The 13,911-nt window shown below is 31.8% G+C and carries 8 protein-coding genes and 1 pseudogene; 7 read left to right on the top strand and 2 right to left on the bottom strand.

From position 1 onward, the window contains the following. Positions 1-5 precede the first annotated feature (5 nt). From ACR1PN_RS07185 to ACR1PN_RS07160, 6 genes and pseudogenes are all read left to right on the top strand, one after another. Positions 6-1,433, top strand: a complete 1,428-nt coding sequence (locus ACR1PN_RS07185) for a hypothetical protein (RefSeq protein ID WP_433979469.1) — start codon at positions 6-8, stop codon at positions 1,431-1,433. 683 nt (positions 1,434-2,116) lie between these two features. Continuing rightward, a complete protein-coding gene (locus ACR1PN_RS07180; RefSeq protein ID WP_433979468.1) occupies positions 2,117-2,851 on the top strand; it encodes a sensor histidine kinase in 735 nt (244 codons plus the stop codon). Continuing rightward, positions 2,851-3,492, top strand: coding sequence for a response regulator (locus ACR1PN_RS07175; protein WP_433979467.1), 642 nt, complete (start codon positions 2,851-2,853; stop codon positions 3,490-3,492). Before ACR1PN_RS07180 ends, ACR1PN_RS07175 begins: the two co-directional genes overlap by 1 nt. Before the next feature lie 708 nt (positions 3,493-4,200). Then, entirely contained in the window at positions 4,201-6,069 is a 1,869-nt protein-coding gene (locus ACR1PN_RS07170; RefSeq protein WP_433979466.1) for an ATP-dependent nuclease, read from the top strand. After that, the gene (locus ACR1PN_RS07165) at positions 6,044-6,874 is read left to right on the top strand and encodes an HNH endonuclease (protein WP_433979465.1); all 831 of its coding nucleotides are present in this window, start codon (positions 6,044-6,046) and stop codon (positions 6,872-6,874) included. Before ACR1PN_RS07170 ends, ACR1PN_RS07165 begins: the two co-directional genes overlap by 26 nt. 567 nt (positions 6,875-7,441) lie before the next feature. Next, positions 7,442-7,600: pseudogene (locus tag ACR1PN_RS07160) on the top strand (topoisomerase C-terminal repeat-containing protein); the annotation flags it as partial. A gap of 44 nt (positions 7,601-7,644) precedes the next feature. Here the strand turns inward: ACR1PN_RS07160 and avs2 are convergent. Both avs2 and ACR1PN_RS07150 read right to left on the bottom strand, forming a co-directional pair. After that, positions 7,645-11,892: an AVAST type 2 anti-phage system protein Avs2 gene (gene avs2 / locus ACR1PN_RS07155; protein WP_433979464.1), complete on the bottom strand. Its 4,248-nt coding sequence runs from the start codon at positions 11,890-11,892 to the stop codon at positions 7,645-7,647. Between the two features lie 166 nt (positions 11,893-12,058). Further along, positions 12,059-12,790, bottom strand: coding sequence for a hypothetical protein (locus tag ACR1PN_RS07150; RefSeq protein ID WP_433979463.1), 732 nt, complete (start codon positions 12,788-12,790; stop codon positions 12,059-12,061). A 743-nt stretch (positions 12,791-13,533) separates the two neighbouring features. On the opposite strand from ACR1PN_RS07150, the gene ACR1PN_RS07145 reads away from it, so the two are divergent. Beyond that, positions 13,534-13,689 (top strand): hypothetical protein, encoded by a 156-nt coding sequence (locus ACR1PN_RS07145; protein WP_433979537.1) that lies wholly within the window; start codon positions 13,534-13,536, stop codon positions 13,687-13,689. The last annotated feature ends 222 nt before the right edge of the window (positions 13,690-13,911 follow it).

Here is a 13,911-nt window from a genome sequence, read left to right as displayed (position 1 = left end):
AAACGATGAGGAATTTTTTAATTGGAATTTGTACCGTGTTCTGCGGATCTACAGTCATAAAAGCTCAGGATGTGTATCTGTCAATTCCTGAAAATAACATTTTTAACAGGAGTGAATTTACTTCTGTACCTACAAGGGTAATGACAAACGCCAACAGAACAAATTGGGATTATGCATTTTTGGGATTTGGTCCAACAGCTCCTACATTTACCTCTGTGTCCGGACCTAATTTTACTCATTCTTCTTCCTCATTTACTTTACCTGGTTCCACTCTTCTATGGCAGTTAGAAAGTATGGGCGGACAGTTGCCGGCTACCGGAATTTCAGGATATTTGCCGGGCTTTCAGGCGTTCAGTACAAGTGCTATAAAATGGTATGAACCGCCAACTTCCATTCTTTTTGGAGGGGGATTCAATCGTGGAAATATCAATTTTACATTTAAAATTCCTGCCTCGCAGTTTGCTGCCAATGCCTTTCGAGCCGGGAATTACACCATGGATATCAGTCAAAATTATAATGATTTTGCACCGCGTAATTTTAAAACAATTTTAGTTATTCCTTCATCTATCAGATGGCTCACAACGTCTTTAACGAAGTACATCGAAATATCTTCTTTGAATGATTACCGGATAACAGGAACAAAGGTTTTCAGTCTGGATAATACGGAAATTGCGAATACGGTCGATTTTAATTTTTGGGCGAAAGCTGCCTCCGCAAATATTCAGTTCACTTCTTCGAAAGGTGTCCCAGGAACCAGAAGTATAGCAAGCATTAAACTAGGTAGTAATGGTTCCGCGCTTATGACCAAAGCTTTATCTGCCAATTTTCAGAATTTTTCAGCGGCTAATTTCAATGTTGTAGCTGGGAACAGAACCAACTTCACCCCAGAACTATATGTTTCTGCGGAAGATTTTAAGAACAATTTTTTTGAAGCCGGAACTTATACTTTTGAATTGAACCTTAATGCCATAAGTGCAGATAATTCAATTAACAGTTTGCAAAATACAGCTGTTCAGTTAAAGGTGCTTCCTCGGTCGGAGATTACCATTCCTAGTTCCGGTAGAAATGTAAACTTCAATTTTAATACAGCTGCCCAGTATACCAATGGCCAGTCACAAATGATTCCAAACCAAATCATATTGTCCAATAACGAAAATTTTGAAATGTATGTAAAATCGGACGAAAATTATTTTAAGAAAGGCGGTTTGCAGACCAATATCAATTCCAATATACTACAAATTGGCGTGGATGGAAGTTCTGTAGATATTCCCTTATCCAAAACTCCGCAAAAAATACTTTTTAACGGAACCCCGGTTTTGGACCGGGAGCTGAACGTAAGATATACCATTCCACCTGCAGGTGCTCAAAGTCTGGTAGGAAAGGAAAATACGACTTACTCTATCAATGTTTATTATAGTTTTACTGCAATTTAACAATACTAACCTTTTACAATTGAAATCAATGACGGAAGAAGAATTTTATAGATCAATTTGATTCGAAAACATATTGTGATGTTTTCAAATTATCATTAAGATTCCAAATGTCCAACTTATAACTTCGTAGTAAGAGTACACTATGAAGAATAGTTCTATGTCTTCTTTTTTAGTCATTCTTCTTGCAAGCCTCATTTTATGCATGATCAGACTTCTCTTTATTAATTTAAATTTCACATAAAATTATTTATGAGTGAAAATAAAAGCCAAATCAGATAAAATATTCAATAACTAATTAGTACGAAAAAATTTCCAACTGCCGGATATATGCTGTTAATACACTTTTTATTACGACATGTTTAATAGATTCATTTCTATAACTTTGTCCGTCGAAGTAAATGCTATAGCTGCTAAAAAAACAAAAAGAAGGTTTCTGATCCTATTTTACTCAATATTCATGTCTTCATCGATGTGGTACTAAAACAAAAAAATAGTCTTGGAAAAGACAATCGAATTACCTATTATTGCACCAACGGCAAGGTCTCTTCTTTGTGAGAAAGAAAATTGTCTGCAAGTCTGAAGATAAGACATTTTAATCAACCGTTACTATAACAAATACTATGATGAGTAAACTATGTTAAAAAAATACGATAGTAGATTTTTTAAGCATTAATACTAAGCGTATGAATGACTATATTAACGAACTACAATTAAAAATCGAGAGACTGGAAAGTGAAATTAATTTCAAGAACGGACTGATCTCAATATTGTCTCATGATTCAAAAGAACTGTTTGGGAATTTTCTGTGGCTTGTGGAAGCTTTGGAGCAGAAGATGATAAACAATGAAGATTTTTATAAGTTATTGCCACAGGTAAAAAGCGATGCCCAGAAGAATCTGCAAACCGTTCAGGACAGCGTTGCATGGCTAAAAACACAATATGGGGACTTTAAGGTAACCCCCGGGAAAATTAAGGTAATTGATCTTTTTTACTGTTTACAAGAAAAATATGCTGCTCAGTTACAAGAAAAAAATCTTAAATTTCATTTTAAAGGAGATTCTGACGCATTTCTTGAGACCGATCGGATACTGCTCGAATATGTATTAGACAAAATTTTTAATAATGCAGTGAAGTACTCTTTTCATGGGCAAGATATCTACCTGCAGGTAGCGACAGAAGGTGATCAGGTGATAATTTCTGTGATTGACTCCGGAACGGGAATAAATGAAAAGTACCTATCAGCAATTTACACCTATGGTAACCCAATATTCAAAGGGACTGCCGGCGAGAAAGGAGTAGGATTAAGTTTGAAAATTGTTAAAAATTTTGTATCATTGATGCATGGAAACATCCAAATCATTTCCGCTGAAAATGCAGGCACTACGGTTTCCATCTTTTTAAGTAAATTTAGTGAGTAATGGCTTCAAAAGTAAACGTTCGTATTATTGTAGCAGACGATCACGGCATCGTAAGGATGGGTTTGATACAAACTATTAAACGACTCTTACCTGCTGCAACAGTTTCAGAAGTTGAGGATTATAAATCTCTTTATAAAGCAGTTCTGAAAGAAGAATTTGATCTGGCCATTATGGACGTCAATATGCCTAATGGTTCTGTTCAGGAGGCGATCGATTACATTAAAATACACCAGCCTAATTTACGAATTCTCATTTTTTCTTCTCAGGATGAAGAGTTGTACGCAATACGTTATCTGAAGATGGGCGCCGGTGGCTATTTAAGTAAACAAAGTTCGTCATCAGTAATTGAGACTGCTTTGAGGGCGATGCTTAATACCGGCCGATATGCCAGTGACATCGTAAAAGAAGCAATGTTTTTAGGATCCTTAACCGGCACAACAAAAGACTCACCTTTTGAATCACTATCAGACCGCGAATTGCAAATTGCCAATAAGATTGCAGAAGGTCTTCCCCTTAAAGAAATTTCTAATCAACTTAATCTCCATTCATCGACAATCAGTACCTACAAAAACAGGCTGTTCGAAAAGTTGAATATAAAATCCGTACCTGAATTGGTGGAGATTCTTAGGCTGTACAATTAATAAACGTTCTGTTCACAAAATTTGAATACAATTCAATGAAATGAAGGGACACGCTGCTTTTCTATTCACCTTTAGATTATGTATTTTAAATGGTTATAGATTTCAAATAAAAAATTCGAACCATAAAATATCAAGCTGTGAAAGTTTAATAAATAATTTGTTATGCCTATAAAAAAAGAGAGACAACTATCAAATAGTTGTCTCCTTAAGTGACCTTGACGAGCGCCTATTCAAACTCTTTTGTCGATGATTTAATTCGTTTGAGCCAAATTAAAAAGGATTTAGCAATTCTTAATTTAGAATTTAGTTTTTTATAGTTGTTATTTTTTTGCAAGATGATTTTAAACATTTGAAGCAATCGAAATGGGAATCGCTTGACTTCATTTTACTTCGATTGGTTCCCCTTTTTGTCATAAGGATTTTAAGATCAGTATTTAATTTTTATATAGTTAATAGGATTTATACAAAGATGAAACTTGGTACATTAAAATATATTGGTGCCAATTTTTATAATTCTTGTTTAATACAATTTTAATTTATTATAAACGAGCGTTATGAATATTAAATTAATAGTTGTCTTCAACTTTCTTTTAAATATGTTATCATCTAAATTTTTATCAAATAGAGTTTCATGCTTTGTGATTATCTTAGTTATATTATTTGAGTAATTTTTATATATTGAAACAACTAATAATCTAACTAATTATCATGGAAAATAATCTAAGTTATTACTGCGTTGGCTTTACCTGGACAGGATCAACACCCCAAAATAAGTTACCTGAATTTCTTAATGAGGGAATGTGGGGTAGTGGTCATGTAGACCGATATCATGCGCTTGTCAAAACAATTAAAATAGGCTCAAAAATCGCAGCAAAAACTACGTTTACAAAAAAAATTGACGAAAGAAGAATTTCTATATTAAAGATCCATGCTGTTGGAATCGTAACTCATAACAGTGGCGATGGAATGTGGCTAGGAGTAGATTGGGAAAGTTCTTTTGAACCAATTGAAATTCTGAATAAGGGAAGCTACAGATCCACGATTTCTAAAATTAATGATATAGAATTGATCAGAGAAATATTTGGTGATTCGGAACTTGTGGTCAAAGAGAGAGAAATTCCATTCTATTTACAATCAAAAGGAAGTACTGATGAAAGTCTATATCCATGTTTTAAATTAAATAGAGATGACTGGGATGATTACGGTTATAAAACTCAATATAAAATTTCCTATCATGAAGATAGTAAGTCCGGTATTCAAATTGGCACGGCGAAGTTCTTCAATAAAAATGAAGACATAGGTGATCTTCCAGAAGTCTTCACTAAATTAGAAGATTTTTATTGCTCTTTGGGACAAGATAACAGATATTATCTGAACCTAAGAGAAAAACTTGATAAAAGAGTATCTGATTATTATTTGGACGCTGTAAATGACCTCGCCATTAATAAAGGGATGCGTGATGAATTTGAACATACTTCAGGATTTAAGGATTCGTTGATGAGAAGCAGTGAGGCTCAAAAAGCCTTTCGAGAAGGTGGGTATGTTTTTAGGGGTGAGAAGATGAAAAATACTTTTGATTTCGAATTTACGACGCAGATTGGAAAGGCCTTAACTCCACACAGTATAAATTTTGATTTTACTGAAAAGGGGAACCTACCTTTCCGCATAAAGGTTTTAATCGGAAAAAACGGTACTGGTAAGACCCATTATCTAGCAAGACTAGCCAGTACTTTGAGTGGTTATCGTGCTGAGGGTGAATTTAATACGAAATTAATGCCTGCTTTCAGCCGTGTTATAACAATATCCTATAGCTTATTTGATAATTTCCCACGACCTGAAAAAACAAAAGGGTTTAGTTATTATTACTGTGGTTTTAGAGGAGGAAAGGGTTTTCTGACACCTAAACAAATGAATAGCCGATTTATAAAGGCTATGCGTGTTTTAGAAACTTCGAGTAGACTAAACCATTTTGGTCGTTATTTGTCTGATATTCTCAATGAAGAATTAGTTTCGGAAATTCTTGATGAGGATTTTTTGGAACTGAAAGATAAATCTTTTTCGTTATTTGACGTGAGTGATTATTCAAAGTTTAGTTCGGGGCAATTGATTATGATTTTAGTTCTTGCTGAACTTACTGCATATATTACAGAAAACTCTCTTATTCTGATTGACGAACCTGAGACGCATCTACACCCCAATAGTATATCACTGTTCATAAATGTCATTAATAAGATATTAAATAGGTATGAATCTTTTGCAATCATTGCAACACATTCACCCCAGATTGTACAAGAGGTACCAGCTAAAGATATTGTGGTGGTTGAAAGACACGGTAATGTATCAAGTACAAGGTCAGTAGGACTTGAAACATTTGGAGAAAACCTTAACTCGATTACGCAACGGATTTTTCATACAATCAACAGTGATGAATATTATCGAACTTTTCTAAGTAATCTTTCGAGAAGTAAATCATATGATTCGATTATAAAATCATTCGAAAAATATAGTCAACCTTTGAGCCTCAATACAAAAATGTTTTTACAGTCCAAGTATGAAGAATCTGATACCATTAACTAGAAAAATAAGTTATTGGGACAATATTGTGAACTCAATGAACTTGGTAAATAGGACACCGCTTCAAAACATCCGTTCTTCAGTTGCTCAACGATTTGAAGTCTATAAACGTTACAGTTTGCCCAATACGCTTTCACAGATACCCGCATCGACTTATGCAGGAACGCTCTCAGCAAGTTTAAAAAGCTGTTATGACAGTGGTTCAATTGGAATTGAATTATTAAAGCAGAAGGTACGTGATAGGCAACTGGATATCTTTAAGGGTGAATGTCAATATTGTAATATGGGTGAACCTCTTACAATTGATCATTATCTTCCACGTTTCTATTTTCCCGAGTTTTCAGCTCTGTCAATAAACTTGATACCTTGTTGTGCTACCTGCAACAATAAGAAGGGTGAAGAATGGCTTGTGGGAGGAAGTAGAAAGATTATAAACTATTATTATGATGAGCTTCCGAATACAGAATACTTAGTTTGCAAAATTGTATTCAGAAGAGGAGTGGCAAAAGCTCGATTTTCACTTGATACCAGTGCGATTGGCAATGAGATGGCAGCTGTTATTGATAATCACTTTGAGACCCTTGGACTTTTGGACCGCTACACTGACAGGAGTGGAGGAGAGATTACAGAAGTACTTGATGCGATCATACAAAGGGTTGGATCGAAGACATTGCTTGATATGAGGAATGAATTGATTGCTGATGCCAACGACCTGAAGAATAGAAGGGGAGATAATTACTGGCGTGCGATCCTTAAGATTGCACTTGCAAATTCTGATAGATTTCTCAGAGATGTCGGGTTTCGTTAAAATAATATATAAGTAAAGAAATGGAGTCAAGCTACAAATAGTTCAGTCTCAAAAAATGTAGAATACTGAAACAGATACAGAAAAAATCATAAAGGATTTCAATATAAAAGTTTATGTAAAGTGGTTTTTAGGTTGTTGAACTGAGACTTTTGAGACTTTATAATGAGTGGGGGATATATGTTTTTTTTAATATATGCCCGTTGAGACTTTTTTATTTAAATAAAAGACTTGTATGTGGAGCTATTTTAATACTCATACTATAAGGCTATATTAGAATTACAATACTTAGTTTCAAAAAACTACAATAAGTCAAAAGAAAGAAAAAGCTCTAACCTTAATGAGATTTCGAACACTTAAGAATTGCAGATTACAAGCCGGTTGTGGTGCTTTCAGACTGTTTTTTCAAACAGACTAAGTATTTTACATGTAAAATATCGAATATTAATTGTCAGATTACAAAAATTTGATAAATAGATATTTATGGAAAAAAAAGAGACAACTAATAAATAGTTGTCTCGTTAAGTGATTGACTATGAGGACTATATTTGATTTCAGTATAGGAATGTTTGTAGTGTACAGCTCAATATTATGCAGATAACTTCACTTATTAAAAACAGAAAAACTCCAATCATCAAAAATATGAAAGCCAAGAACGGTAAAAACTTCAGTGCATTTTTAGTACTGAAAGATGATTGCAAAACAATATTTGAATTTCCTGATACCTAAAATTTATGCCATCAGTACAGATCATATTTATTAGAATAGTTTATTTAACATAGTTTGGTTTTTAAATCCCCAATTATTCTGTTCTCGCTAGAAATAAAATATGATCCACTAATTTCCAGCATTCCGACATAGTCTTCTCTAAATGTTCTTCCTCCAATAATCTGTTTTTCGCCAAGTACAGTCCATAATACCTTCAGTTTATTTTCGCTCAGATATTCTAAAAACGCGTTCTTTCTAATTAAAAAAAATGATCTTGAATTATCATGATATACATTTGTGTCGAAACAAACTAATTCATTTTTTACATCTGCAAATACACCTTCTCTGTCTGAATATTGTAACTTCATTCCATTAAACAATTGAATACTTGGTTTTAAGAAACTGATTGTATTTTCTTTTGATTTATCAAACTCTTCCTCCCATCTGTAATTTTCAACTGGAACAATTACCGATGTAATGAATTCTCCTGTTTTTTTATCATTGACATATCTTTCTTGTTCTCCTCCATAATATTCAGTTCTGAAATATTCATAGGCTGGTGACCAATAATATTCGCGATTAAAAATTTCATATCTATCTCTGCTTTCAGGCATCCATCTGCCCATAAAATCTTGTTTTTCAGACCAATGTTGAAAATTGTCAAATTCCTCTTCTTTAACAATATAACTTCTTATTTGAAACCACAAACGTTTGTGAGCATAATTCCATTTTTCTTCTCCAATTTTTTTGGGTTCTGCCCATTCGGGATATCCTTCAAGAACTAACCATTCTTCATTATCATTATCAACAACACATATCATATTTTCTCCAGATGGCAAATCATCATTTGTTTTAACCCAGTCAGAATTAGAGTAATCCCAGTTGAATTCATTTTTGCTAGACCACCAAAAATCTGACACGATATCTTCATCAAAAGACGCCGTATCTTTTATAAGAATTGTTGGATCAATATCTCTAATATATGGACTCCAAGGGCCTTGATATTCTTCTTCCTTATCAGAGTCAGATCCCCATTCTTCATGTTTTTTAAAATTATCAGAAACCCGTGCAATCATTTCATACAATGCCAACCATTGGTATTTTTTACCGATTCTTTCATTTGGAATTGAGTCTCTTCCTCTACCGGATCCAATTTCACTATCAAAGTCTCCATGTTTTTTTGGATCGTATCCGTATTTTTCGAAGATCCATTTGATTGCTAAATTGCTTAAGGCATTTGAACTAACGTTCCAACTGCGTAAGGCACTTTGAAAAGTATATCGCCCAAAGTCGCCATAAGAATGTCTACCATGTTCAACACCCATGGACATCAAAATGGCAGTATTGCCCCATTTTTCTTTTCCCCAGTAACCTTCTTCTTTAGGATCAAATTCGTTATCTATTGCTTCATCAGTGGGAAATTCTTCTTCAAAATCACTTTCGTAAGGAGGTCTTATTTTGTCCACATTAATGTGGAGATTTGGTTCAAGATAGAGCGTATACTCTATGACTCCTCTTGCATAGTCTCTTAATAATGCATGGGGGTATATTTCTCCATCTTTATTAAAGATTGTTTCAAATATATATTCACTTAATTCCTTAAGAATTTCTTTTTGATTCGTTCTCAGTGCGCAACCATAGGCAACAGCAAAAAGCCTTTCATAAACCGAAGGGTCGTTTACTTTTTCAAACATCTTTAAGATTTCTAACAAAACATGCAATCTGTTTTGTAATAAACTTACTAATGCTTTTGTAGCGCAATCTCTCAATTGTCTATTAGTTGATGTGTGAAACCAAGCTAATGTGATGCCAGCTAATTTAATAGATTCATCTGAAATATAATCTCTGTCAGTTTCGTTCCAAGCCCAATCAATTAACCTTTTTACTGCCGAATCGTCATCATATTTATATTTTAAAATCTCAGTCCATTGTGCATCTCTATCTGCCATTGAAAAGCTCATTAAATGTTCGTGCAGTGAGTAAGCGTTGAAATAGTGTTCGGGTATAGAAGATACAGATAAAATAGTTTCCCAAAATAAGTTAGAAGTACCTTCATAATTAAAAACAAAATTATTTACGTAATCTCTAGATCGTTCGTCAATAGTATTCATTTTTCTCCATAATAGACTCTCTACAAAAGATTCAATGATAGAATAATTATCTTTTAAATGAGGAACAAATTCATAAAATTCCTTTTCTGTTTTTTCGGGTATCTGTATTGAGAAAGCGTCTATCAGACCTTGATTATAATACAAATCATTTTCTTCTTTGACATATTTAAAAAGGTTTCCTCCGTCTTTAAATTCTAATTCTGAATCAGGGTATTTTGTAAGTAAATACTTACAAAATAAATGGTCTTCAAATCTTTCGTAAGCTAAGTAAATACCCTCCTCGTACTCACCTTTTTGTTTCCAAAATAAATTTTTAGAAAATATGCCTTCGGAAATGAGTTCATCAAGGAAGGTTCCTTTTTTTGATATATATTTCGATACGGTGTCCTCAATTAATTCAATTGCCTTCTCGTAAGCTACATATTTTATATCATTATCAATTTTATATTGAATAATTGCAGAAATTGATTTGTCAACTAAATTCAGTCCATTTGAATACTCAAACCTTTTTGGTGTTGCTAGTACTTCATTTACGTTTTTTACAAAAAAATCAATTATTGAAGTTATACCTTGAATTCCTTCGGGGATTTTATTTTGCCCTGACTTATATATTCCCTCACAAAAGAGCTTTAGAAATAATGGATTTTGAAATTCGGGGTGTAAAAGAGGAACATTTGGTAGCTGTATGTTATAATTTGTAAAGAATAATTTGCTTGCTTCATATTCATTACTTCGAAATCCATATAATCTATGTTCTATAACATCTAGTGCTTTTATTTCATCCTTGGGAAAGATCAGATTTTTATACGAAGAGCGAATGCTTAATGCAAGACCTAAATGTTTATACTCTTTTATTTCATGAATAAAGCTTTTAATATTATCGTTCCAAAAATATTTTCCTCTACCCTCATTTATTGCATCAATAAATATTATTATTTTTTTTTGACGATCTCTAGCTCGGTCATCAAGCGTTTTTAAGAAATCTTTAGATGAACTGTTAATTTGTAATTTCTTAAATATTTGAACCCATGGACTTTCGTCTGATGTAAAATGTTGACCGAGAAGAAAAATACTTTCATAATTATTTTCAATTCTTTTGGAAACTATATCTCCAAACATATGGGATTTGCCAATTCCTGCCTCTCCATCCAATACTAAATAAGGATTGTTTACTAATTTACATATTGCACTATTGATGAAACTTTTGAAACTATATATAGAACTTTCAAATTCCCTTATGTGTCTTAACTCATATCCATATTTGTGATAGAACTTGTAATCCTTCTTTTCTTCTTGTATTTTTCTCTCTTCATTTACATAATAATTTTCTATTTCCCGAATTAATTTTTCAATTGATAGTAGATTAGATTCAATTTCTTCGAAGTTAATTTCTAAACTACCATCATAATCAATTTGTGAACAAATTTTAAATAGACTATCAAGCTGTTTTTCCAACAATTGGATTTGTTCTTTCGTTTCTTCATTTTTACTTAATATTTTTTTGCCCTTAATGAGCAAGTCATCATATTGTTTAGTAATTAGATTTTTGAAGTCATAAGTTCTTCCAAGCCCCTCAAATATTTTTGTTATTTCAAGCTCAAAATTTAATTCAGGTGTATATCTTTTTCCTAAGTCAACAATGGATTGTTTACAATGATTTCTAAACCAATTGTCATCTGGATTAAAAGTAAGAACAGACTGTATTATTGCAACATTTAATCCAACTTTGTCAATCTTATTTTCAATTGTATTTAAACTTTCAGCTATTTCATGAATTTTGGATTTATAATTCTCATTTATAAAAATAGATTTGAGTTTTTTATCCGCTTTTACTTTGGAAGAAAACAATGTATAGAAGCTATTTAGTTCCTCCGTGGTTGGGACTTTTATTCTTGGATTTTCTTTAAATTTTTCAATTAAATAATTGTTTTTTGGTTGTTTCTCTTTAAATAGCAAGTATTTATTTAACTCTTCAAACAAAACTTGAGAATGAAAAAAAGGAAATTTATCACCTCGTATTTTATCTGGGTATAAACTATTATATTCTTCAATCGTACTGTATATTACTTTGGTAAGTTGATTTTTATATTTTGTTTCAGGGAAAAACCATTTTTTAAATCTTCCATATCCTTCTTCTTTTAGAAATTGGTCGATAAATTTCAAAGCTACATATGATATTATTGTTATTGATACGGGCTCCATAATAATGTTAAATAATTTAATGATAGTTGTTTGCTGTTTATTTTACGAAAGCTTTGCACTACAAAGATTGGCTAATAACTAAATTACTAAAATGTAAAATTAAAACAGTTGAAAATAGAAGAATTTGTTTTCAATTCTACACTCGCTGAAAGTTTTTTAAATGTACTCATGTATGGTTACTAATTTGATCAATTTCATTAGATTTTATTACTAAAGTTTTTATTTTTAATTTTTCAAATGTTTTTTCAGCCTTATATTTACACCTGTCATCATTTGTTATAAATACATCACAATGTGAGGCATAGAATGTATGTAGCCCATCATCAAACATATTATTAAAATTGGCATCACTTTTATATCCTTGCAAGTCAAATGTGTAAAATGTTTCAATTACTTTGTAGTAGGATTCATTGTCATTCTTTTTAATTTCAAATTTTGGTTTGTAGGTTTCAGCAATTGAGAAAAAATCGTTTTTCAAATGTTTAGGAATTTGATCATTGTTCCTCATGTAATTAACGACATCTTTGTTCCCTTTTAAGGAAGAAATATTTTTAGATAATTGAGCCTTAAAAATTTTATAAAAGCTGTAGTCTGACTTAAGCTTTATTTGAAAACTGTATAAGTCAGCAAACAAACTGTACAATGAATTTTCCTGAATTGTTGTTGGAAACATCAATTGGGCAAACTTATCTTTAACGATTTTAGACACCCACTCATAAGGTAGAGGAATATTTTTCGTTAAATGGATAGGACTTTTATCACCTAAACCAAAATCGAAAAGTTCATCTAAAGTTTCATCAAAAATATCTAATTCATCTTTTTTCGAATTGAAAAATTCAAAAATATCTCTTTTATGCCACCATACATTCCTTTCTCCCCAGTACTGACAAATGCACAAATCTTTTGTTAATTTCTGTATGTTTTTTAGATGTCCATCAATATATGTAGGATTCTTTTTCCAACCTCATAATAAATCATTTAGATGTGCATTGGAGTAGGGAACATCAATGTTGTTGTTAGAAACAAAATTTAATAATTCAAGATATTCATCCTTTTGATTTCCATCCAGTAAATCAATTTTTTCCAATCTATCAAATATGTTTAAGTCAAGGTATAGTATCATAGTGAAAGTTTATTCTAAAATATTAATTATAAAAATATCTCAAATAGTTGTATAAAGGTAGCAATTCATAGAGGTAAAAATCATTTATAGTATTGATTAGGGTCATAACTATTACTCGATATGGTGTCTTTAATATCAATGTGGAAAAATGTCCTGTAATTAAAAATAAGATTTTGAAGCAGTTAGCTAATTTCGATCTTTTTAACTACTGTCTTTAAATTATAAACAAGGTAGTAAGTTAACATTACAATAATCATTGATTTAGAACTTTCATCTTTGTCGTTTTGGAACTTTAAAACAATAGCTTGATTCCGAAATCTAAAATAAAATTGTTCATTTTGATACTGACTTCTTATGTGGGTACATAATGGTAGTTCTATATTATCACCAATATCAATTTTCCGTTCTAGTTTAGTCCATGTAGTTGGATCATTTTGTCAAACCTTCTAACTTATCTAAGAGAATCACTTTCTTTTTTTTAAAATTTATTTGTTAATTTTAGATTTAAATATTTAAATTTGAGTAAGTTAAAAAAATATAATATGGGAATTAAAACAGGACCTAAGAGAATTGCTAAATCAACAGGTAAGCCGGACAGACGTCAAAGAGATAATAAGGAAACACCTAAAAATGATCCAACACTGAAGCCACATAAGCACAAGAAAGGTGATTAATAATTATTAATATCGATTAAATGCTAATAGAACTCTTCTAAAACGAGTTTAATATGTCATTACTGCGAACTATACGTGTAATGTATTTTAATAACCATTCAGAAAACTAATAACTCTTCTCTTACCGACAGCTATGTGTAGCTGTTATTATAAATTCAATTTTGGAGTTGCTAACTTTGTTAGGACACAATTCTTATACTCTTATATTAAACAAATGAAGTA

Source organism: Chryseobacterium sp. RLHN22 (assembly GCF_051011795.1).
In the GTDB taxonomy this organism is placed as follows: domain Bacteria; phylum Bacteroidota; class Bacteroidia; order Flavobacteriales; family Weeksellaceae; genus Chryseobacterium; species Chryseobacterium zhengzhouense.
This window is presented reverse-complemented; position numbering and strand designations above follow the sequence as displayed.